Source organism: Latilactobacillus sakei subsp. sakei DSM 20017 = JCM 1157 (assembly GCF_002370355.1).
GTDB lineage: Bacteria > Bacillota > Bacilli > Lactobacillales > Lactobacillaceae > Latilactobacillus > Latilactobacillus sakei.
This window is the reverse complement of sequence record NZ_AP017929.1, coordinates 1,857,302-1,880,168: the sequence shown is the minus strand read 5'-3', so window position 1 is coordinate 1,880,168 and position 22,867 is coordinate 1,857,302. Positions and strand designations below refer to the sequence as shown.

Here is a 22,867-nt window from a genome sequence, read left to right as displayed (position 1 = left end):
ATGGCAAATGATAAGATAGTAATTCACGGCGCACGCGCCCATAATTTAAAGGATATCGATGTTACGATTCCAAGAGATAAGTTAGTGGTCATCACCGGGTTATCTGGTTCTGGGAAGAGCTCTTTAGCATTTGATACGTTATATGCAGAAGGACAACGGCGCTATGTTGAGAGTTTATCAGCATACGCGCGTCAGTTCTTAGGGCAAATGGATAAGCCGGATGTTGATTCAATTGACGGGTTAAGTCCAGCGATTTCGATTGACCAAAAGACGACCTCTAAAAACCCACGTTCAACAGTTGGGACAGTCACTGAAATCAATGACTACCTCCGCTTATTGTGGGCCCGAGTTGGTCAACCCATCTGTCCAAATGATGGTACTGAAATCAGTAGCCAATCCGTAGAACAAATGGTTGATCGGGTATTGGCTTTACCAGAACGGACTAAACTCCAAATTATGTCACCGATTGTTCGTGGTAAAAAAGGGCAACACAAAAAAATCTTCGAGAAGATTCAGCGTGAAGGCTACGTTCGTGTCCAAGTGGATGGCGAAGTAATGGATGTTAGCACGGATTTAGAATTAGATAAGAATAAGAAACATGATATCAATATTGTTGTTGATCGAATCGTCGTTAAAGACGGTGTTCGGTCACGGTTATTTGATTCGTTTGAAGCAGCTTTGAGACTATCTGACGGTTATGCGACAGCTGATGTGATTGACGGCGAACAACTCTTGTTCTCTGAACATTATGCTTGTCCAATCTGTGGCTTTACGGTTGGGGCATTAGAACCACGGCTGTTCTCATTTAATGCACCATTTGGGGCTTGTCCTGAATGTGATGGCCTAGGTTTAAAACTAGAAGTTGATACGGACCTCGTTGTCCCAGATACAAGTAAAACATTGCGTGAAGGGGCGATTGCGCCTTGGAATCCAATCAGTTCGCAATATTACCCACAAATGTTAGAACAAGCTTGCACGGCCTTTAAAATCGATATGGACCGTCCTTTCAGTAAGTTGACACCTCGCCAAAAAGATATCATCTTAAACGGCTCACAAGGCAAAGAATTCCACTTCCATTATGAAAATGATTTTGGTGGCGTTCGCGATGTTGAAGTGCCTTTTGAAGGGGTCCTCAGCAATATTGACCGTCGTTATCGTGAAACGAATAGTGATTTCACACGGACGCAGATGCGGACCTATATGACGGAATTAACGTGTCAAACGTGTCACGGTAAGCGACTAAATCGTCAAGCCTTGGCAGTTAAAGTCGGTGGACAAGATATCGCCGAAGTTTCAGACAATGCAATCAAGGATGGCCTCCCATTCTTTGACAATCTTGAACTTTCTGAAAAAGATCAAGTGATTGCGAAACCCATTTTGAAAGAAGTTCATGATCGCCTGACTTTCTTGATTAACGTCGGCTTAGACTACTTAACGTTGAGTCGGTCAGCTGGGACACTTTCCGGTGGGGAAGCACAACGGATTCGTTTGGCCACACAAATTGGGTCGAACTTATCTGGCGTGCTTTATATCTTAGACGAACCTTCAATCGGGTTGCATCAACGTGATAATGACCGTTTAATCGGTTCTTTGAAGAAGATGCGCGATTTAGGGAATACTTTAATCGTGGTTGAACATGATGAAGATACGATGCGAGCAGCCGATTACCTGATCGATATTGGCCCAGGTGCTGGGGATCTTGGTGGGAAAGTGATGGCCGCTGGCACACCAACGGAAGTTGAACAGAATCCCAATTCCTTAACGGGTCGTTATTTAGCGGGGCAGGATTATATTCCGGTACCGTTAAAACGACGTCAAGGGAATGGCAAAAAAGTGCGCGTAACTGGCGCTGCCGAAAATAATTTAAAAGATTTAACGGTTGATTTTCCATTAGGTGAATTTATCGCCGTGACTGGTGTTTCTGGTTCTGGTAAATCAACATTAGTGAATACGATTTTGAAAAAGGCCCTTGCGCAAAAGATGAATCGTAATTCAGCTAAACCGGGTCAATATAAGACCATCACGGGTTATCAAAACCTTGAGAAGTTGATTAATATCGACCAAAGTCCAATTGGCCGCACACCACGGAGTAACCCAGCAACTTATACCGGTGTCTTCGACAATGTCCGAGATTTATTCGCACAAACCAATGAAGCAAAGTTACGGGGTTACAAGAAGGGCCGCTTTAGTTTTAATGTGAAGGGCGGTCGCTGTGAAGCCTGCAAGGGTGACGGGATTATCAAGATTGAAATGAATTTCTTACCGGATGTCTATGTCCCTTGTGAAATTTGTCATGGTAGTCGTTATAATTCAGAAACGTTAGAGGTGGTTTACAAAGGTAAGAACATTGCTGAAATCTTGGATATGACCGTTTCTGAAGCAACTGAATTCTTCGAAAACATTCCTAAGATTGCTCGTAAACTACAAACAATTGTCGATGTTGGTTTAGGTTATGTGACATTAGGCCAATCAGCAACAACCTTATCTGGTGGGGAAGCCCAACGGATGAAATTGGCTTCTGAATTGCAAAAACAATCAACGGGTAAGAATTTGTATATCTTAGACGAACCAACAACAGGTTTGCATACGGATGATATTAAACGATTGTTAGGGGTCTTAGAACGGTTAGTTGATGAGGGCAACACTGTTTTAGTCATTGAGCATAACCTTGACGTGATTAAAACGGCTGATCATATCATTGATTTAGGACCAGAAGGTGGCGACAAAGGTGGTACGATCGTTGCGACCGGCACACCTGAAACATTGGTGAACGTCGCAGAAAGCTACACGGGACGTTATTTGAAACCAATTTTAGAACGTGATACAGCGCGCACACTAGCGGCACAAGAATGAGTATTGGGCTGAGGTCAATGTTGATCTCAGCTTTTTTGATGGGCTTCTTTTTTATGAAAGTTATTGAGCATTGGTCCCAAAAAAAGTATGATAGATTTATTAGATAGGAAGAGGTGGTAAGATGTTTAGAAGAAATGATTGGCGATTTGATTGGTCAGAATTAATGACCGGGATTATTTTCCTAATTGGGGCGTACTTCTTGTTAAATAAGCCGAAAGCAACATTATCTGGCTTAGTCATCATTGTGGCGGTGGCTGCGATTATTCGGGGAATTGCTAAAATTAGTGTTTACGGACAATTAAGACAAGATACTGGTATTCGGGCGACCGTGATGTTGGTCAATGCTATTTTAGATATTGTCATCGGGTTATTATTCATCTTTAATATCCCAGCCGGCATTTTTACAATGAGTTATATGTTTGCAATTTGGTTCTTGCTAGATGCAATCGTCGGGTTATTAAATGTAAGTCATTTGAAGCAATTTAACATGGGCTTGTATATTCTATCGATTATCTTAAACGTTTTAGGATTGATCGTGGGCTTATTATTATTAATGAATCCAGTGGTGGCAGCTGTGACGATGACTACCTTATTAGGTTTTTACTTCGTGATTGTTGGAATCAACGCGATTGTTATCGCGATTGCGCGTCGGTTATAAAATGAAAAGTCTAGAACAACATTCAGTTGTTTTAGACTTTTTTAATGTTTATAGTCATGTTTACTTTCAATGACACACCAGGCATGCTACAATGGAATAACCGATAATTCGAGGAGTGGGGACTAATGACAGATACGTTGAATTTAGTAGTAATTACTGGGATGAGTGGTGCGGGTAAAACCGTCGCAATGCAGAGTTTTGAAGATTTAGGTTATTTCTGTGTTGATAACATGCCACCTTCATTGTTACCCAAATTTTGGGAATTAGTGAAGGAATCCGGTAAGGTAACGAAGATCGCGTTAGTGATCGATTTACGTTCACGCGCCTTTTACGATGGGATTATTGAGATGCTTTCTGGTCTTGATAATACGCAATTTGTCACAACTAAGATTTTATTCTTAGATGCTTCTGATGAAGAACTTGTTTCCCGTTACAAAGAAACGCGTCGTTCGCACCCACTTGCGCGCAATGGCCGTTTGATGGATGGGATTCACAAGGAACGTGAATTATTAACTGAAATTAGAAACCAATCTCAAATGGTGGTTAATACATCAATGTTATCACCTCGCGAATTACGGGAACAGATTTTCCGGGTCTTTAAGACCTCTGATAATCCGTCATTTCATATCGAAGTGATGTCATTTGGGTTTAAATATGGCTTGCCAATTGATGCTGATATTGTGATGGATGTGCGCTTTTTGCCTAATCCATACTATGTTGCGGAATTCAAAGCGTTAAACGGGTTGGATAAACCAGTCCGAGATTACGTTATGGAACAACCTGCAACAGAAAAATTTTATCAACAATTGACAGCACTATTGAAAAGTATCATGCCAGGTTATCTTAAAGAAGGTAAAACAAGTGTTACGATTGCAATCGGCTGTACCGGTGGACAACATCGCTCAGTTGCATTAGCACAACGTTTAGCGGATGATTTAGCCGTTGACTATCCAGTTGATGTGACGCATCGTGATATGAAGAAACGAAAGGAATCGGTGAACCGCTCATGACAGCTACTAATCGCATTATCCGGGTGATTAAAGGTCGTCGTCCCAAGGTGGTTGTGATTGGTGGTGGGACGGGACTCCCCGTTATTCTAAAAAGTTTACGTGAACAAAATGCGGATGCGACCGCCATTGTAACGGTCGCAGACGATGGTGGTTCATCTGGTGTTATCAGAGATTATATTAACGTTGTGCCACCTGGTGATATTCGGAACGTTTTGGTGGCTTTATCAGATTTACCACAGTTAACGCTCGATATTTTTCAATATAGATTTAAATCACATGATGCCTTCTTTTCAGGGCATGCAATTGGTAATTTAATCATTGCGGCGCTTTCTGAAATGGAATCTGGCATCTTTGATGCGGTTCAACGACTTTCAGAAATGATGGCTGTTGATGGGCATGTTTACCCGGCCGCTAATGTGGCCTTAACGTTAAATGCGGCCTTTCAAGATGGGACACAACTGGCAGGTGAATCTGAAATTACCGCAGCGCGCAAGCAAATTAAGCGCGTTTGGGTGACGAAGACGGATCCTAATGATCAAGAGGAACCAACCGCAGTTCAAGAAGTTGTCGAAGCGATTATGGCAGCCGATGTTGTGGTCCTTGGACCAGGAAGTTTGTTTACCAGCATTTTACCGAATTTAATGATTAAAAATCTTGGTGAGGCAGTTAAGCAAACCAAAGCCGAGATTATTTATATTTGTAATATTATGACTCAAAAAGGTGAGACAGAACGCTTCACTGATGCTGACCATGTCCGGGTTTTGAATGAACATCTAGGGCAACATGTGGTGGATACGGTCCTTGTCAATACTGGCCAAGTGCCAGCTAATTATTTGGATCATCAAAAATATGATGAAATTTTATGGCCGGTCGAACATGATTTTGACGGGCTGAGACAACTAGGTTGCCGAGTGATTTCCGATAATTTTTTAAAACTCGACAATCACGGTGTCTTCCATAATGGTCAAAAGGTCGCAAGTGAAATTATGAATCTTGCCTTTCAGGTTAATACAACTAAGCGAGGTGAATAAGGATGGCTTCATACGCAAGTGAAGTAAAAAAAGAGCTAACGCAACTCGAAGTACATCCAGAACATGCACGTGCTGAATTGGCCGCTTTAATCAGAATGAATGGTTCATTAAGCTTGATGAACCATCAATTTGTTTTGAACGTGCAGACAGAAAATCCGGCGATCGCTCGCCGGATTTATAGTTTATTGAAGCAAAACTATCAGGTTGAATCAGAGTTATTGGTTCGCCGTAAAATGAAATTAAAGAAAAATAATCAATATATTGTGCGACTCAAATATGATACAAACACGGTTTTAAACGACTTAAACATCGTTGCTGAAGATGGGTTTACCATTCATACACGAGTGTCAGAAGATATCATTGATGAAGATCAGCGCGTACGTTCATATCTAAGAGGCGCCTTTTTAGCTGGTGGTTCGGTTAATAATCCGGAAACCAGTCGGTATCACTTAGAGATTTATTCACTCTACGAAGAACACAATCAAGATATTGTGCGGATGATGAATAGATTTGGGCTAAACGCTAAAACAACGGTTCGCCGCAGTGGTTATATTACTTATTTGAAAGAAGCGGAAAAAATTGCTGATTTCTTACAGGTGATTGGTGCCACGAATGCGATGTTGAAGTTTGAAGACATTCGAATTGTACGCGACATGCGTAATTCAGTGAACCGGTTAGTTAACTGTGAAACAGCCAATTTAAATAAAACGATTGATGCGGCTGCTAAACAGATTGAAAATATCGAGTATTTAAGGGATTCAGTAGGACTAGATAATTTACCCGCGAAGCTGCGGGAAATTGCATTATTACGGTTGGAATTTCCGGACATTACTTTGAAAGAACTTGGTGAAAAGATGCCGAGTGGGGCAATCTCAAAATCAGGGATTAACCATCGTTTAAGAAAATTAAATCAATTGGCTGAAGGTTACCAACAAAAAGTCATTTAGAAGAAATACTCGTTAATAAGTGCACAAGCGTTGACTTTCGCAATTAAATTGTGTACACTATAAACTAACGGGTTTCCGGGGAGGAAAACATATGATTAAACCAGTATTATTAGATGAGCAATTATGCTTTTCGATTTATCGCGCACAGAAAGCTTACAACCATTTTTACGGAAAGGTCTTGAAACCTTATGGCTTAACTTATCCACAATTCATTGCAATGTTAGCATTGTGGGAACATGGGACAATGTCAGTTAAGGAATTAGGTCACCATTTAGAATTAGATAGTGGGACATTAACACCACTATTGAAACGCTTAGAAGCGGATGGTTGGGTTGATCGTAAGCGCACATCTGACGATGAACGTCGCGTTGATGTTTCATTAACAGATCAAGCAGAATCACAAAAACTTGAAATCTACGAACGTGTCGGTAACTGTACCAACTACCTAGATTTCACAAGCGACAAATATCATGACTTACGTCAAAGCATGAATGAAGTCGAAAAACATTTAAATGCCATTCAATCAGACACTGATCGATTTGCTTAAAGCAAATCATGATGAGTGCAAAAATTAAGCGATCGAGGTTCTTGTTTTAAAGAACTTTGATCGCTTTTTTATATTAAAAAGCGCGCCCTTGAACAAATCAAAGGCGCGCTTTACCTATTTAGCTTGTAAAATCCTATCGAGTTCTTCTGGTGTTATTGATTCATCAAAAATGTGTTCACCAGCGATGATTGTTGGGACGAATTTGATATTGGCGGCTTGAGCTTCGTCAACAATGGCAGCTAACTGCACGGTATTATCAAGTGGGCTTAGTTTAAGGTTAGCCTGCATGTATTTATCGAATTCAGAATCCGATAAATCAGGGCGCCACGTTTTTTGATGAGTGTAGAGAAAATGGATGGCGTTTAAAGCAACAGCGGGTTGATCGAAGGGTAGGTAAGTATGGGCGAGGTTACCGATTAATAGATCATCTTTATCCTTGTTATATGGTTTGATGATTCGTCGTACTTTACCGGCTTCGACGGCCTTAGTGAGCTGTTCCTCTGATTTGAGGAACCATTTGCGACAATAGGGACAAGCTAAATTCAAAAATTCAACAAGTGTGACGGGTGCTTCAGGATGGCCAATGACAATGCCACCTTCAGTTGTCACTTGATCACTTTTAATAACACTAATATCCATAATAAAACCTCCTCTGTATTAAACTAAGTATAGCAAATACGTAGCAAAAAAGGACATCACAAGGTTTAAACTTGAGGTGTCCTGTTTGAAGTAATGTCCGGAATGAAAACGTGCTTCCTCAAACTGTCTTTTCCGGTTAAACAAAAAATGGCAATCATGGTTGAAAAACACCATAATTGCCATTTTTTGTTAATCCTCAAAGTCAAAGCGTTTGAGTCAGCACTCTATTTTGGTTGGTTAACCATAATGTCGTCAATCAAACCGTAATCTTTTGCTTCTTGGGCTGTCATGTAGTTATCACGATCAGTGTCTGCTTGTAATTTTTCGAAGCTTTGACCAGAATTATCTGCCAAGATTTGGTTCAAACGTTTCCGAGTCTTCAAAATTTCGCGAGCTGCGATTTCAATTTCAGTTTGTTGACCTTGTGCACCACCTAAAGGTTGGTGAATCAAGACTGTTGAGTTAGGCAATGCAAAACGTTTGCCTTTTGTCCCAGCTGAAAGTAAAACGCTGGCCATTGAAGCAGCCATGCCCATAGCGATTGTTTGAACATCAGATTTAATGAAGTTCATTGTATCCATGATTGCCAAACCGGCTGTCACAGAACCACCAGGTGAGTTGATGTAGATTGAAATATCCTTATCTGAATCTTGCGCATCCAAGAATAGTAATTGCGCAATGATTGTGTTAGCCATTTGGTCGTTTACTTCACCAGATAACATGATGATCCGGTCTTTTAGTAAACGAGAGTAAATATCGTAGGCGCGTTCGCCACGAGATGTTTGTTCGATAACTGTCGGTACTAACATTGAATTGCCTCCTTATATAAAGCTGAGAAGATGGGCTTAACCAAAGTAATTGGTCAATCTTCCCAATAATCTATAAACCAAATTTTACAGCAAAGGTCAACTATGGTCAAATGGTAAGTCCTAAATACTGATTAATTATGTAGGGTGCAATTTAATCCAGAATATGTTATACTATTTATTAGTTAATCAGCACGTATCACTGTAGTATCAAGTATTGTTTGAAGACTTTAATCAACTGGAGTAACCCTGGAGTTACAAGTAGTGTAAAGAGGCGGCTTACGCTGTTTAAACGAGAAAATATTTAGAAACACAAGAATTGAGACATAATTGCATTAACCCAAAAATAAAACCGGCATATGAACATGCCTTAACCGCTAGTGATTTAGTACTAGCGAGCGGCGCCAATTAGTGACTGGCGCCCCGACATTATGTCAGAATTTAATATGCGAAATTAATTAGAAGGCCACCTAGAAATAGGTGGCCTTCGTCAATTCTATTAGAAAACGCCTGATATCAATTAACCGATATCAGGCGTTTTCTAATTTAAGCATCATATTCCGCCAAGTCATAGTCTTGGATTGCCTTTTTAATTTTAGTTGCGTAGTTAGGATCAGTGGCATAACCAGCTTTTTGTAAGAGGTCGGCTTGTTCCGCATAATTAGTGAGGTTGGTGAGTGTCGCGTAAGTGCCAACACTCAGAAAATTACTGTGATCTTGAATTGCGATTTCAAGAGAAGGGTAAACTTTGAAGTAATCTTTAATCGTTGTTCGTTGATTATTTTCGTATTCGTCGGTGTTCATTAGGATTTGCTGCCCTTGGTATTGTCCCTTAACACCAAAAAGGTTATTGGCCTTGGTTGCTAAATCGCTGCGCCCCCAGTCAGATTCGATAATGGCTTGCGCGATAACAATACTAGGTAAAACCTGATGCTTTTTTTGATAGACCAATTTAGCATTTTGACCGATTTTTTTAATGAAGCGACTTTGCCGTTGTTGTTCTTCTTGGTTAGTTTCCCAGGTTCGAGCGGGTGCTTGACTGCTTTGATGTAGGCCACAGCCAGTCAGTAGCACTAATAGGCCACTGAAAACTAGTCCGATCCGTATTTTAGACGTGATTGTTGCCAATGAATTGCCTCCCAATTGATAGTAAAGTTCAGCTTAACAAATAATACGGTAAAAGAATCAAAATACCCCCGAATTTTAGTGTGATTTAGTTAACTTTAAACAAATTTAAGAATAATCGGTTGGATTACAGTTTAGAATTTACGTTGTTCGCGCAATGCGGTACACTAAAGTTAGTACCAAAAAAGCGTTCACAAAGTTTAGGAGGAGTTGTAAAATGACACACAAAATGATTTTAGATTTAGATACTGGGATTGATGATGCTTTGGCGATTGCCTATGCATTGGGTTCACCAGAAGTTGAATTAATTGGCATTACCTCAGAATATGGCAATGTTTTGACGGAAAGAAGTGTCGTCAATAGTCAACAAATCTTACATTTATTGGGCCATCCAGAAATCCCAGTTTATTTAGGGGCTGGTCATTCTACGACGACTAACGACTTTAGCGTGTTACCAATTAGTGCGGAAATCCACGGGCAAGATGGGGTCGGCGAAATCCATTTAACACAACCGCATGCGGATGCCGCTAGTCAATCAGCTGTTGATTTTATATTAGCTGCTTGTCAACAGTATGGGGCTGATCTCAGCATTGTCGCGACTGGTCCAATGACGAATTTAGCATTAGCAATTCAAAAGGATTTACCAACGCTTCAAAAAGTGGGACAAATTGTCATCATGGGTGGCGCGCTCACAGTTTGTGGGAATGTTTCGCCATATGCGGAAGCTAATATTAGTCAAGATCCAGAAGCAGCTGATTTACTTTTCAAGAGTGGGTTACCAGTCACGATGGTCGGCTTAGATGTGACACTCAGAACACTCTTCACTAAGACGGATACCCAGGAATGGCGGGAACTTGCAACGGATGCGGCCAAAGCCTATGCTGATATGGTTGATTATTATATTAAGGCGTATGAAGTAACATCACCTCATTTACATGGTTGTGCCCTACATGATCCATTAGCAGTTGCAGTGGCAATTGATTCAAGCCTTGTGACAACCTTCCCATTGAATCTGAAAACAGAGGTCGAAGGGCCTTCACGTGGTCGGACAATTGGGGACAATGCCCGTTTGGACGATCCAAAAACGAGAACAGCTGTCTGTGTGCAAGTTGATACACCACGCTTTTTAGCTGAGTTCAAAACACGGATTGGGCAACTCTTAAAAGTAGCAAAATAATTAACAAGCAAAAAAATAGTATTATTAAAATGAAGGTCGTATATTAGCGTTAAAGTAAGCACCTATGGCTATATAGTCATGGGGGCTTTTTTGTGTTATTTTTTATAACTAATAATTACCATAAGCATAAAATCACCTTTTGTATTTTGTGAATGTTAAGTTGAAACTATACGAAAGGAGTGTTGCCAAATGAAAAAGGTTAGTCATAAGAAATTGCTTAGGCGGACATTATATGTCTGTAGTGGCACGTTGTTATTACTGAATAGTGGTGTTGGGGTGGCGAGTGTCTTTGTCATCAATCAAAATCGGGCGCAAGCGAGTCAGGTGAATCCACGGGCCGGCTTAGCTGATATTTCGATTTTGCAAAATGCGAGTTTGACCTCGACAACGGGGACACAAATGACCCCTAATGCACAGGGAAACTTTGATCTATCGTTAAATTATACGGGGCAAGGTGTTGCAACAGTGGGTGTTGCGGATAAAAAGGTTTTGGTTTACGCCTTACCCGCTTCGCTTCAGGGTAAAGTCGTTGGTGGTAGTACAGTTGATATTCAAGCTGATCTTTTACCAATCATACCTGGCGATGTCCCAGGTGTTAAAACGTTATTTGATGCATTAGGTTTAACAATTACTGCTTTGGATAAGGCTTTAAAAATTCCAGCAGTTGTTGCGGCCTTCAATGATCTTAAGAAAGTTCAAGATTTAGGTAGTTATCAAGAAACGGTTACTGCTAACGTCTCTCCTGATGGTAAAACAATTTCGGTCGACTTTACGCAAGGTTTTGGTCGTTATGTGCATCAAGCCTATGCGGCATTATTTAATACTTTGCGGGATGCAATCGCAGCCGTTCATTCGGACAATATACTTATCGAGACTTTAGTGAAAGCGCTTCAAAAAGCAAGTGCAGATCTTTTTGCAATTATTGATGCCATTGCCGGGGGCACGTCGACAATTTTAGATAGTGCTTTGAGTGGTAATTTATTAGGTTCGGCTAGCGGTACTTTGCATACCACAGTTAGTGATCCGGGTGTACCAACTGATACGGTTAAAGCAGCTGCGATTAATAATGCCTTAATTTCAGCAGACATTTTGACGGCCGTTGAGCAAGAAGGGGAAGCAGTAACGTTGAATTTTCCAACGACTGCGACTAATCCGATTGAAAATTATGATGTGGCAACACCAACGGTAACCCAACCAGTGGCTGGGCAAACAACAGTCGCTGGGAACGTCATTTTAAAAGAACCAATTCCAGATGTCACAAGTTTTGAAGCGACAGTTACCTTAGCTGACGGCACGCAAAAAACAGCCGCGGTTGATGAAAATGGTAACTTTAACGTGCCAATCGACGCAGTTAAAGCAGGTGACAAATTAACAGTCGAAATAATCGCACATAACGGCGATCACGAAAAGGGTAGCGATAAGGTTAATGTGACCGTTGAAGCCGGCAATCCAGGCGAGACGAACCCACTAGAAAACTATGTGGTTGCTAAACCAAGTGTTGACCCAGTCAAAGCTGGTGATACGAAAGTGACTGGTAAAGTCACTATCAATAAGCCATTCCCTGAAGGTACAACGTTTGAAGCAAGCGTGACAATGCCTGATGGTTCCGTTAAATACGGTATGGTTGATATCAACGGCAATTTCATCGTTAAAACAGGGCAATTAAAAGCCGGTCAAAGATTGATCGTCACGATTATTGCGCATAATGGTGACTTTGAAAAAGATGGTCAACCAGTTACAGTTCGAGTAGCCGATAATAACCAGGATGGCTCTGGCAACGGCAATGGCGGAACTGGTAACGGTGGCAACACGAATGGTAATTCAAACGGTAGTCATAATCCGGGCAACAATAATGCCGGTAATGGTGGCCAAACGAATAATGGTGGTAATGGGCAACTAGGGAATTCAAACAACGTCAATAATTTGACGAATAACGGATCGAATAGTGGTCAAAATAACCATCATATGTCAAATGTGGGTGTTAGTGACACAACTGGTAGTCAAAATGCTAACAGTAAAGCTGGCGATTTACCACAAACAGACGCCAATAAGACTGGTGTCTGGGCAGCGGTTGGGGCATTCTTAATCGCAATGGTGGCACTATTTAAGAGCTTATTACCAATCAAACGTGATAAATAATAAGTTATCTGAATAACGCCACAAAAAAAGGGTGATCATAATGATCACCCTTTTTGTATTTTCTTGGAAGGAAAATCGAGCTAGCGGGGATTGAACCCGCATTGATCATCATTTAGTGTCTCTAACTTGATTTTTCTTGGGAGGAATTTCAAGTGATGATCAGTTCTACCGATTAAACTATAACTCATTGGTGGAGCGAATTAGACGATTACTTTAGGGAGGAATGTCTAATGAAATTCATGTTTGTCAGATGATTCTTGGGAGGAATTTATCTGATGTATAAAGAATACCAATTGAATGTGAATGAATTGTGAAAATTCACGGATGAAACTAAGTAGAATTTGATACTTTCATATGACGGCCTTCGATGCGCCATATTGGTGGAGCGAATTAGACGATTACTTTAGGGAGGAATGTCTAATGAAATTCACGTTCGTCAGATGATTCTTGGGAGGAATTTATCTGATGTATAAAGAATACCAATTGAATGTGAACGAAATATGAAGATTCACAGATGAAATTAAGACGAATTGACGGCTTTTATGCGAAAGCAAAAATGCGAGGTAAAAAGTCGCTGAGTAGCGGCCCTTTACCTCGCATCTTTGGTTGGCCAGCTATTGGGAGATAGCGACCTTGCAATTGAAGTTCTTGGGAGGAATTTCAATTGATTGCTTATTATTAGGATGGTTCTGGGAGAAAACCGACATAGGGAGGTATGTCGATTCGGGTTAATCAGATGATTCTTGGGAGGCGTTCATCTGATATAAATAGAATAACAATTAAATATGAACAAAGTATGAATATTTAATTGCGATTGTTAGATAAATATGACTATCTTTTTGTAAGTGCTTTTATTTGTAAAAAAGGTTAGCAGTCGCTACACTTTAGATAGTGATAAATTTAGGAGGCGTTTTAAATGGAAAAGGTATTAATATTAGGGGCGCATGGCAAGATTGCACAATTGACACGAGCACAATTGCTAGCTAAAACGGATGCGCAATTATTGTTATTTCTAAGAAAAGCGAACCGACTAACGATCCAAGATCAACAACGCGAACAGTTGGTTGAAGGCGATGCTAGCCAGCAAGCTGATTTAGTCCAAGCAATGAAGGGTGTCACAGTCGTCTACGCAAATTTAGCGGGCGCTAATATTGAAGCACAGGCTAAAGCCGTTGTATCTGCTATGAAAGCAGCGGGGGTTAAACGCTTAATTTGGATCTCAACACTCGGCATCTATGACGAAGTTCCCGGGGCATACGGTCAGTGGAACCATCAAATGTTAGATGATGGTTATTTGCCAACATACGCAGCCGCCGCCAAAGTAATTGAAACGTCAGGGTTAGCCTTTACAATTATTCGCCCAGCTTGGTTATCTGATAAGGACGAAATCGATTATGAAATCACACACCGCACGGATACTTTCAAGGGTACCGAAGTTTCCAGAAAAAGCGTCGCTGCAGAAGTTGTCCGTTTGATTCAAAACCCAACTGAAGCAGTTGGTGATTCATTGGGCTTAAATAAACCCAATACGGATGGTGACAAACCAGAATGGTACCGCTAAAAAAAGAAGGTCATAGCGACCTTCTTTTTTGTGTTGGATTTTCTTTTGACTGCGGTTAAGGTATGATAGACCAATCATAATCAAATTGAGGTGGCTTTAATGAACGAACCACAAAATCATTATACAAATGGCGTACTAATGACCTTAGCGGTGATGGGCACAAAATGGAAACCATTAATTTTATGTCATTTAGTGGATGGTCCCCAGAGACCCGCTGACTTAAAAAGAGCGGTTCAAGGAATCTCATCAAAAGTGCTGACGGATCAGCTACGAGAACTAGAGCGCGATGGGATTATTACGCGGACCATTTTTAATGAAGTACCACCACATGTTGAGTATGCCATTTCTGAATATGGACAATCATTGGTGCCCATTCTAGGCGTGATGGCCAACTGGGGTGAAGCCCGAATCGATTTTCTAAAGCAAAGCGGTGTAGCAGTCGATTTGACTTACACAGATCATGAAAAATATGAGCTTTAATGAAAAGACAAGCTGGTAAAATTTTTTTGAAATTGTCTTGATTAATTTAAGCTGTCATACCACAAAACTTACTTTAAAGTGCCTTAGTTAGTCGAAAGTGCGTAATTGTTTATTCTGATAAGCCGCCTATACTAACCTTATCAACTAAAAGTGAGGGATAAAAATGACAATTAAAAATAAAGTCGTCGTGATTACCGGCGCGTCAAGTGGGATTGGTAAAGAAACAGCTACGTTATTAGCAGCTAAGGGGGCCAAGTTGGTCTTAGCGGCCCGTCGTGAAAGTATGTTAGCACCATTGGCTGCATCGTTGACTGCTAAATACGATACGGAGATTATCTATCAAAAAACAGATGTGACGCAATTAGCAGATGTAAAAGCCTTGATCGATTCTGCAATCACTAAATTTGGGCGCATCGATGTGTTGTTTAACAATGCCGGGTTAATGCCTGTTTCAATGTTACGTGACGGTAAAGTCGATGAGTGGGAAGCAATGATTGATATTAATCTGAAGGGTGCCTTATACGGCATTAAATACGCACTACCAATCATGGAACAACAAAAGAGTGGTCATATTATCACAACTGATTCGGTTGCGGGCCATTTTACAGGTGAAGGTTCGTCTGTTTATTCAGTCACTAAATATGCGATGCGGGCTGTGATGGAAGGCTTACGAGTTGAAGAAGTTGGTAAAGGTATCAAATCAACACTAATTTCACCAGGGCATGCGCAAACTGAATTGGCCGCTAAAATTAGTGATCCGAAATTAAGAGAAGCGGTTCACAAGAGTGAATCAGAAACTGGATTGAGTGCCAATGATGTGGCTAACGCCGTGGTTTATGTAATTGATACACCAGCTAACGTGGGAATCAATGAAGTTATCTTACGATCGATTGATCAAAGAGATTATTAGTCAAAAAAAGCCGTGCTAATGCACGGCTTTTTTACTGTTCTTTAAGATAGGTAAACATGGTACCGATAATTTCTTTAGCATTAGAATCTGTGTAAACTGATAGTTTAAGGTCAATTTCGTCCAAGCCTTCAAGTAATGCTTGTTGCTTTTTAACGACCGCTGCTCTATGATTCAGCAGAAGCGTCTTGCGGGCTTCAATTGATTCTGGCCCAATCATGCAGTAGTCAATATATTGCTTGATGTCAGCAATTTTCATCTGTGTATTTTTTAAGCAACAGATTGTATAGATGAGAGACATGTCGGCATCGGTAAAGGCTCGGTAGCCGCTACTATCTCTTTTGACAAAGGGTAATAGACCTTGTTTATCATAATAGCGAATCGTATAGATTGAGAGGCCGGTTATTTGAGAAACTTGTTTAATTGAGTATGTCATAATATTTTTTCAATTCTTTCTTGCACTAGAGTATGGTCTATTGTTTATACTGTAAAGAAATCAAAGGAGATAGTCAATTATGAAAACTGCATTAGTAACGGGTTCGGATAAAGGATTAGGATTTGAATTGGTCAAGAATTTAAGCCAAAACGGTTGGCAAGTGATTTTAGGCGTCCGCAATTTAGAGCGTGGCAACCAGGCAATTAGTCAGTTAACATCATTAGGACTAACTAATCTGAGCCTCGTGCAACTCGATTTAATGGACGAGGTTAGTATTAAAGCAGCTGCTGTTGAAATTGAGCAAAACCATACACAACTATCATTACTAATTAACAATGCGGGTATTCCCGGCAAGGAATACGTGGGTTATGAAACGCCGATTGAGGATCTAAAAGCCACGATGCAAGTCAACTTCTTTGGCACCTATCTACTGATTAACCAATTAACGGGATTGCTGCATCAAAATCAAGGCACAATCGTCAATATTACGGTGCCAACTAATGCCAATCATCTTTGGAACCCACTCGCCTATAAAACAAGTAAGGGCGCTCAAAATGTGATGACGACTTCGTTGGGGATTTCGTTTGAACAACAAGCGCAAAACATATTAATTTATGCGATTCATCCAGGCATTATGTCGACGGACTTAAATAATAACGTCACGGGACCTTTCGTGCATTCTGCCGAAGTGGTTGGCAAAAAAATTATTCAAACGATTTTAAATAAAAAACACCGGTCGGGCGACTTTGTTGAAATCTATCATCAGATTCCAGATAATGCGTTAGTTCGCATGTTAGCAAAGCGGTTTGGGCCACAAGATTAGGGATACTTCCTGATTAAAAAAAGATTGTATTCTAAATCGAAGATATCTATAATGAAGCCTATTCTGTTAGAAGAGGTTACAAAATGTCATTGATTGGAATTTTAATTGTTATTTATTTTTGCTATAGCCAGTTTAAAGCAGAACGGCCAAGACGTTTCCGCTATCTTTTACTACCACTCTACGCGTTATTGATGTTTGTCACGACTTTTAAGCTGAACGCTACAAACCTGTTGTTGGCTACCGTTATTATATTATTGGGAATTGCGATTGGCACTTTTCAAGGTCGGTTTGCGCAACTGTCTTTAGAAAATGTTCAAGGTCAAACGAAAGTTAGCATTAGAGGTGGTTGGCCGTTTCTATTAGGCTGGGGATTAATCTTGGGAATTCAAATTTTGTTAAGTATTTTTTTAGCGCACCACCAAATGGATGCAGCAGAGCTCTCCCAAGAAGTTTTGCACAGTGCGCTAGAAGAATTATTACCATTTAGAAGAATTTACGCCTTTGACTGGTGGATTCTATGGGCCTTGTCGGGAAGTAGTAGTTTAGCCTATACCGGGATGTTGGCTTATCGATCACCAGATTTTTGGCAGGCAATTCGACGAAGATCACATCGAAAAAGTTAGAAAACCAACTAAATTAAATTTAATATTACGCAATAGTATGTAAGTTATTAATTTATAGAACGACATAGTCTAAGTTAGGACTATGTCGTTTTTTTATATTAGTATTCTTATTTTTAAAATGATGACTACCTTTGTATAGTAAAGAGGTTCAATGATATAAAAGGAGAGCTTACAATGAAAGCAATAATGCAAAATGATTTTTCGGGGATAGCTGGCCTTGCAATGACAACGATGGCTGATCCTAAAGTATCAGCGTTATCTGTAATTGTTCGAAATCAGTTTATACCAGTTTTACCTTATGATTGGTTGACCGGTGAGGGTGCTTTAAAAGCGATACGACCGGTTAAATTACCAATGGTTATCGGGTATGGCTTTGGCGGCATTGTTGAACAGGTTGGTCGCTTACGTAATCAGAAATTAGTGGGACGCGCAGTGATTGGTATTCAACCTAACGGTGCTGCCAAAACAATAATCAATTCGCAAGTACCACCGTTATTATTCAAGGTGCCACAAAATGTCACTTTACAAGCGGCTACGACATTAATTGGCGGTGGCGATGCGGCACTACACGCGGTGCAAAAAAGTTGGATTAACAAAAACGACATTGTTTTGGTTACCGGTGCTTCAGGAGGTGTGGGAACCTATTTAGTGCAGCTGTTGAAATTGGCAGGGGCAACAGTGATTGCGTTAGCCAGTTCTAATAATCTCGCCTTTGTTAGGACGCTAGGTGCCGATTATGTCTTGAATTATCAGACTGATTTACGCCAACAATTGCGAAATGTTCCGCAGCCTAATAAGGTGATCGATACGGTTGGTCAACAAGATTTATTAACTTTAATTAGTCAGCAGTATGAGACATTAGCCATTCTATCCTTATCAATCCCATTTTTTCGTCCTATGAAAATAAACCAGCACTTTGAATTTAGCAATGGTTCAGTCGGTATTAATGGTTATCAACAACTATTGGCAATGCTTGCCAATCATCAATTGCGCGCTCATATTCAGGCTGAATATAATTTTGAGGATATTAAAAAAGCCCATTTTGATTCGAAAAATGGGCATTCACAGGGACGGATTTTATTAAAGTTTTAAAATGAATGGGTTGTGATATCAAAAATTGTAGCGAGAGTCTCGCTTTTTTGATAAGCAACTTCAGCTGTTGAAGGTTGACTCAATTGTTCGGCAGCTTTAGCACAGACTAGAAAGAGATCCGCTAGCATGTAATGTGATTGATGTACAGTTGTCCAATCGATGCCTTCATTTGCAATTAACAATGCAGTTGCATATTCAGCATGTTCGAATAGGCTTAGACTATATAAATAGTAGAAACTGTTGATATTTTCATCAAAAGATAAGAGGCGGTTAGTTTTTAGAATGACACGTAATTGCTCGAATTTGGTTGTGTCGATTATTTGTGTTTCACGCTGTTCAATATAAGCGATTGCCGCTAGAATAAGGCCTTCGGTAGATGTCCACAAGCTCGCTTTAGAATGACTAGTTTCAGCTAAAGCGAGTTTCAGGTACCGTAAGCTATTAGCGACAGGTTGCTGTGTTTGGAAAAGCGCCACACCATAATAGTAATAATAGGTTTGTAAATCAACTTGGCGATGTAATTGTTGAACTAGTGAATCATCATCTAAATAGGTAAGTATTTTTGTGTATTGATGTTGGTTACAGAGCGCTTGAATGGTGGGTGCAAACTCTGGCAGGCTATCAATGACTAAGTAATCATGAAGAAGATCGTTAGTGATTGAAAGATGTAGACGTTGGCAAATTTTTGCTAGGAGAATAGCATTGGGGATGTAGGTGCCTTTTTCGATTTGGCTAATCATCGGCTGTGAACAAATATCAGCGGCCAACTGTTTTTGAGAGAGGTGTTGTGCACGTCTTTCGAGTGCAATTCGCTGCCCCAATGCAGTTACGATAGTTGTATCTGATATCAAGTTTAAGCCCCTTTCAAAATGTTATTTGCTTAAATTTAACATGCCCCAAATTAAAATAAAAGGGAGGAATTAAAATGCCAGTGTTATTAGTCATATTATTTATGATGCTTATTTTCAAAGCGACGTTGACCAAAGCCGCTGTCACTGTGTTAGGAATGTTACTTGGGGTTTGGTTAGTACGGATAGTGTTAATTGGATTAGTATTGCTTTTAATTAAAATAGTTGTACGAAAGACTCAAAAAAAGCGAGATGCCTAAGCATCCCGCTTTTATTTTGGATTAGAGTTGGTAATCTGGGTCGATAATTAAGACGGGTTTGATTGTTTCGCCCTTAATTGATGCTTCATTAGCAAGATTAATATCTTCGAAGTCATAAAATTTTTCAGTTTTATCAAATGGGAACATCCCTTGACGGTAAAATTCAATTAAACGAGGAATGTCGATTTGTGGGATTGAATCGCCCATATTAATGCCAACGACTGATTTATCGTTAACGCATAAATCGTTCCAAGTATCGAGATCAATGTGGTTAGGAGTAACAGCAATTGTTGCTGAAACACCACCTTGGCAAAGGGCTTTGATTGAGTCTTCCATGACTGGTGTAATCCCAGTGGTGTCGACACAGAAGTTCACACCACGGCCGTTAGTGAGCGCTTGAATAGCTGCGACAACATCGTCTGTTTGACGGCTGTTAATGGTATCAGTGGCGCCAAGTTCTTTAGCGAGTGCCAAGCGTTCGTCGATAATGTCGACTGCGATGACTTTGGTACAGCCAGTAATTTTACCGGCCATCATTGCGGCTAAACCAACGGCCCCTGTACCGAAGACGGCGATTGTATCACCAGGTTTTGGTTTTAAAGTATTTAAAACAGTACCACTACCAGTGACGTAGCCACAACCAAGAGGTCCGAGTTCACGTAAATCTAAATCATCAGGCACTTTAACGGCATTTCTTTCACGAACGACAGTCGTTGTGGTGAATGATGATTGATCAAACATATCAGCAACATGGTGTTCGTTTTCAGTAAAGTGAGAACTACCGTCTGGACGTACACCAGAAAGGTTATTTTCAGCATAATTTAAACATTGGGTTGGTACCCCTTTAAGACAGTTTTCACAAATACCACAAGCATAAAATGACAGAACGACATGATCGCCAACTTTTAAGCTTTGGACGTTTGAGCCAACTTTTTCAACAATCCCGGAACCTTCATGACCAAGCACAATTGGATAACCAATAATTGCATCACCTTTACGGAGTGCTTCATCAGAATGACAAATGCCACTTGCGACCATGTGGACTTGAACATCATCTGGATGGAGTGGGGCTAATTCAATATTATCTTTAATGACAAATGGTGCACCTTGTTGTTCAACGACTGCTGCTTTAATTTTCATGAGAATACCCTCTTATTTAAATATTTAATTCACAAATAATTATAACATTTTTGAAATCGTTTACAATATCAAATTAAGGCTATCAATTAAAAAGACGGAATAACTGAACCCTAAAGCCATCCGTGTTGTTCACGGTCCCAATCTTTTTTTAAAGTGCCGCTGACATAGGGATTACCGGTAATAAAATAACGATAAGGGAGTTGGCCACTGGCCGCTTCAGTATTAACGCCGATGCGGGGAGCCGTTGTAATGTGACGTGGGTGTTGCCGATTTGCAAGATCAATTGTTAACGGTGCGGTGTCCACATTTTTAAAAGTCAGTTGTTTATCATGAATTCCTAAGGCGCCCATTAATTTGCCGGGGCCATTAGTGAGGTTAACACCAGGTTTGTTCGGCCGATTGCGTTGCATCTGCGCCAAACCGTGAGTGGGTTCGATGGCCCGAATCAAAACGCCTTGTGGTTGATCCACAGCTTGCGTCACAATATCAAATAGGAAGAAACCGCGTAATTGGTAGATATAAATCGTGCCGGGTTCGTGATAAAGGGGTTCACTAAATGGCGTTCGTCGACCGTTATAAGCGTGTGCCGCAGTATCTTGAGCACCCACATAGGCTTCGGTTTCAACGATTAAACCACCGAGGGTCCCTTGGTGGCTCGTGTATAACAGGTGAGTACCCAGTAAATCACGGGCAATCTCGGTTGTGGGACGATTGGTAAAAAAAGACATTGGTGCTGATTGTATGCTTGTCATCTTAAAACCTCCAAACAAATTTATTTTAACACGGTGCTGCGAAGATGTGACATTTGTCATATCAAAATCATGACAAATGGGTCTAAGCGTGCGGGAGAGATTTCGCTATACTTGGTTTATTCAAACGAGGTGACTAAGATGATTGATATTCAACAATTAAAAATGCAATTCGATTCCCAAGTTGTTTTAGCAGGACTTGATTTAACTGTTCAACCGGGTGAAATTATCGGCTTGGTCGGTGCTAATGGGGCCGGCAAATCAACGTTAATTAACCTAATGCTGGGGCGATTAACACCGACGCAAGGTCAGATTCGTATTTTGGGCGAACAACCAAATGAAAAACACCACTTTAATCAAGTCGGCGCCATGACCCAAGGGGATGTGCCGCTAGCACGTTTAAAAGTAATCGAAGAACTGGCATTAGTGCGCAGTTATTATCAAACACCACTACCGATTGAAACGTTGTTAACACTTGCGGACTTAACGGAACACGCCCAAAAATTAGTGTCCCAGTTGTCAGGTGGTCAATTACGACGTTTATCATTTGCCCTCGCTATGGCGGGCAATCCACAACTTCTCTTTTTAGATGAGCCGACGGTTGGCATGGATGTCGGTAGTCGGCAGAAATTTTGGCAGCAGATTGATTGTTTGAAAAAACAAGGGAAAACGATTATTTTAACGTCCCATTATTTAGAGGAAATTGAGCACATTGCGACCCGGATTTTAATTCTTAAGGCGGGCGAATTTCAATACGATGGGGACTTTGCCACGTTACAACGCCAATTCAAGGATGCGCAAGTTAGCTTTACGACGACCGAACCTCTAGATAGGTTTACACAGTGGTCGGCTGTTACCAGTGCAAGTCAAGATGGCGCAAAAGTGACATTACAAGTTAGTGATAGTGATCAGGTATTAGCACAGTTGGCGCCGTTACTAAACACAAAAGTCCACGATATTCGAATTCAAGCGAGTTCGTTAGCCGATATCTATCGCGAAATAATGGGGGAATAATA

General features: G+C 40.6%; 23 protein-coding genes and 1 tRNA gene. 16 read left to right on the top strand and 8 right to left on the bottom strand.

Going from position 1 to position 22,867, the window contains the following annotated elements; all coding sequences use genetic code 11:
- The 6 genes from uvrA to LEUCM_RS09445 all read left to right on the top strand — a co-directional run bounded on the left by uvrA (nucleotide 1) and on the right by LEUCM_RS09445 (nucleotide 7,046).
- Nucleotides 1-2,853, top strand: coding sequence for an excinuclease ABC subunit UvrA (gene uvrA / locus LEUCM_RS09470; RefSeq protein WP_056936480.1), 2,853 nt, complete (start codon nucleotides 1-3; stop codon nucleotides 2,851-2,853).
- 121 nt (nucleotides 2,854-2,974) lie between these two features.
- Nucleotides 2,975-3,511, top strand: coding sequence for a DUF308 domain-containing protein (locus tag LEUCM_RS09465; protein ID WP_016264747.1), 537 nt, complete (start codon nucleotides 2,975-2,977; stop codon nucleotides 3,509-3,511).
- Nucleotides 3,512-3,636: 125 nt separating this feature from the next.
- Nucleotides 3,637-4,521, top strand: a complete 885-nt coding sequence (rapZ, locus tag LEUCM_RS09460; protein ID WP_011374234.1) for an RNase adapter RapZ — start codon at nucleotides 3,637-3,639, stop codon at nucleotides 4,519-4,521.
- A complete protein-coding gene (gene mgfK / locus LEUCM_RS09455; protein ID WP_016264749.1) occupies nucleotides 4,518-5,552 on the top strand; it encodes a gluconeogenesis morphogenetic factor MgfK in 1,035 nt (344 codons plus the stop codon). The genes rapZ and mgfK overlap by 4 nt, the downstream gene beginning before the upstream one ends.
- 2 nt (nucleotides 5,553-5,554) lie before the next feature.
- Nucleotides 5,555-6,499, top strand: a complete 945-nt coding sequence (whiA, locus tag LEUCM_RS09450) for a DNA-binding protein WhiA (protein ID WP_011374236.1) — start codon at nucleotides 5,555-5,557, stop codon at nucleotides 6,497-6,499.
- A gap of 91 nt (nucleotides 6,500-6,590) precedes the next feature.
- On the top strand, nucleotides 6,591-7,046 hold the full coding sequence (locus LEUCM_RS09445) for a MarR family winged helix-turn-helix transcriptional regulator (RefSeq protein WP_025016313.1): 456 nt from the start codon (nucleotides 6,591-6,593) through the stop codon (nucleotides 7,044-7,046).
- 114 nt (nucleotides 7,047-7,160) lie between these two features.
- Here LEUCM_RS09445 and LEUCM_RS09440 read toward each other — a convergent pair whose 3' ends face one another.
- From LEUCM_RS09440 to LEUCM_RS09430, 3 genes are all read right to left on the bottom strand, one after another.
- Nucleotides 7,161-7,685 carry a DsbA family protein gene (locus LEUCM_RS09440; protein WP_025016312.1) on the bottom strand — a complete coding sequence of 175 codons (525 nt, stop codon included), beginning with the start codon at nucleotides 7,683-7,685 and terminating at the stop codon, nucleotides 7,161-7,163.
- 224 nt (nucleotides 7,686-7,909) lie between these two features.
- Nucleotides 7,910-8,494 (bottom strand): ATP-dependent Clp endopeptidase proteolytic subunit ClpP, encoded by a 585-nt coding sequence (gene clpP, locus LEUCM_RS09435; protein WP_025016311.1) that lies wholly within the window; start codon nucleotides 8,492-8,494, stop codon nucleotides 7,910-7,912.
- 543 nt (nucleotides 8,495-9,037) lie between these two features.
- A complete protein-coding gene (locus tag LEUCM_RS09430; RefSeq protein ID WP_025016310.1) occupies nucleotides 9,038-9,619 on the bottom strand; it encodes a glycoside hydrolase family 73 protein in 582 nt (193 codons plus the stop codon).
- Between the two features lie 214 nt (nucleotides 9,620-9,833).
- Here LEUCM_RS09430 and LEUCM_RS09425 point away from each other — a divergent pair, with 214 nt between their 5' ends.
- Nucleotides 9,834-10,793, top strand: coding sequence for a nucleoside hydrolase (locus LEUCM_RS09425; protein WP_025016309.1), 960 nt, complete (start codon nucleotides 9,834-9,836; stop codon nucleotides 10,791-10,793).
- 189 nt (nucleotides 10,794-10,982) lie between these two features.
- A complete protein-coding gene (locus tag LEUCM_RS09420; RefSeq protein ID WP_025016308.1) occupies nucleotides 10,983-12,932 on the top strand; it encodes an adhesive domain-containing protein in 1,950 nt (649 codons plus the stop codon).
- 75 nt (nucleotides 12,933-13,007) lie between these two features.
- On the opposite strand, the gene LEUCM_RS09875 is transcribed toward LEUCM_RS09420, so the two are convergent.
- Nucleotides 13,008-13,119: transfer RNA gene (locus tag LEUCM_RS09875), tRNA-OTHER, on the bottom strand.
- A 729-nt stretch (nucleotides 13,120-13,848) separates the two neighbouring features.
- Between LEUCM_RS09875 and LEUCM_RS09415 the strand changes: the two genes are divergently transcribed.
- From LEUCM_RS09415 to LEUCM_RS09405, 3 genes are all read left to right on the top strand, one after another.
- Entirely contained in the window at nucleotides 13,849-14,493 is a 645-nt protein-coding gene (locus LEUCM_RS09415; protein ID WP_016264756.1) for an NAD(P)H-binding protein, read from the top strand.
- Between the two features lie 99 nt (nucleotides 14,494-14,592).
- Nucleotides 14,593-14,973, top strand: a complete 381-nt coding sequence (locus LEUCM_RS09410) for a winged helix-turn-helix transcriptional regulator (RefSeq protein ID WP_025016307.1) — start codon at nucleotides 14,593-14,595, stop codon at nucleotides 14,971-14,973.
- Between the two features lie 163 nt (nucleotides 14,974-15,136).
- Complete coding sequence (locus tag LEUCM_RS09405; RefSeq protein ID WP_025016306.1) at nucleotides 15,137-15,883, top strand: SDR family oxidoreductase; 747 nt, start codon at nucleotides 15,137-15,139, stop codon at nucleotides 15,881-15,883.
- Nucleotides 15,884-15,914: 31 nt separating this feature from the next.
- On the opposite strand, the gene LEUCM_RS09400 is transcribed toward LEUCM_RS09405, so the two are convergent.
- Nucleotides 15,915-16,316 carry a MerR family transcriptional regulator gene (locus LEUCM_RS09400; RefSeq protein WP_025016305.1) on the bottom strand — a complete coding sequence of 134 codons (402 nt, stop codon included), beginning with the start codon at nucleotides 16,314-16,316 and terminating at the stop codon, nucleotides 15,915-15,917.
- A gap of 79 nt (nucleotides 16,317-16,395) precedes the next feature.
- Between LEUCM_RS09400 and LEUCM_RS09395 the strand changes: the two genes are divergently transcribed.
- From LEUCM_RS09395 to LEUCM_RS09385, 3 genes are all read left to right on the top strand, one after another.
- The gene (locus LEUCM_RS09395; RefSeq protein WP_025016304.1) at nucleotides 16,396-17,139 is read left to right on the top strand and encodes an SDR family NAD(P)-dependent oxidoreductase; all 744 of its coding nucleotides are present in this window, start codon (nucleotides 16,396-16,398) and stop codon (nucleotides 17,137-17,139) included.
- A gap of 83 nt (nucleotides 17,140-17,222) precedes the next feature.
- On the top strand, nucleotides 17,223-17,762 hold the full coding sequence (locus LEUCM_RS09390) for a hypothetical protein (protein ID WP_025016303.1): 540 nt from the start codon (nucleotides 17,223-17,225) through the stop codon (nucleotides 17,760-17,762).
- Nucleotides 17,763-17,936: 174 nt separating this feature from the next.
- On the top strand, nucleotides 17,937-18,854 hold the full coding sequence (locus LEUCM_RS09385; protein WP_025016302.1) for a zinc-binding dehydrogenase: 918 nt from the start codon (nucleotides 17,937-17,939) through the stop codon (nucleotides 18,852-18,854).
- On the opposite strand, the gene LEUCM_RS09380 is transcribed toward LEUCM_RS09385, so the two are convergent.
- Nucleotides 18,851-19,705 (bottom strand): helix-turn-helix domain-containing protein, encoded by an 855-nt coding sequence (locus LEUCM_RS09380; protein ID WP_025016301.1) that lies wholly within the window; start codon nucleotides 19,703-19,705, stop codon nucleotides 18,851-18,853. The two genes, LEUCM_RS09385 and LEUCM_RS09380, sit on opposite strands and share 4 nt — an antisense overlap.
- 74 nt (nucleotides 19,706-19,779) lie before the next feature.
- Between LEUCM_RS09380 and LEUCM_RS09375 the strand changes: the two genes are divergently transcribed.
- Nucleotides 19,780-19,962, top strand: a complete 183-nt coding sequence (locus LEUCM_RS09375) for a hypothetical protein (protein WP_025016300.1) — start codon at nucleotides 19,780-19,782, stop codon at nucleotides 19,960-19,962.
- 21 nt (nucleotides 19,963-19,983) lie between these two features.
- Here the strand turns inward: LEUCM_RS09375 and LEUCM_RS09370 are convergent, their stop codons facing one another.
- Nucleotides 19,984-21,102: an NAD(P)-dependent alcohol dehydrogenase gene (locus tag LEUCM_RS09370; RefSeq protein WP_096695404.1), complete on the bottom strand. Its 1,119-nt coding sequence runs from the start codon at nucleotides 21,100-21,102 to the stop codon at nucleotides 19,984-19,986.
- A 110-nt stretch (nucleotides 21,103-21,212) separates the two neighbouring features.
- Nucleotides 21,213-21,854, bottom strand: a complete 642-nt coding sequence (locus LEUCM_RS09365; RefSeq protein WP_035146470.1) for a DNA-3-methyladenine glycosylase — start codon at nucleotides 21,852-21,854, stop codon at nucleotides 21,213-21,215.
- A gap of 138 nt (nucleotides 21,855-21,992) precedes the next feature.
- On the opposite strand from LEUCM_RS09365, the gene LEUCM_RS09360 reads away from it, so the two are divergent.
- Nucleotides 21,993-22,865: an ABC transporter ATP-binding protein gene (locus LEUCM_RS09360; protein WP_051524261.1), complete on the top strand. Its 873-nt coding sequence runs from the start codon at nucleotides 21,993-21,995 to the stop codon at nucleotides 22,863-22,865.
- Nucleotides 22,866-22,867 lie beyond the last annotated feature (2 nt).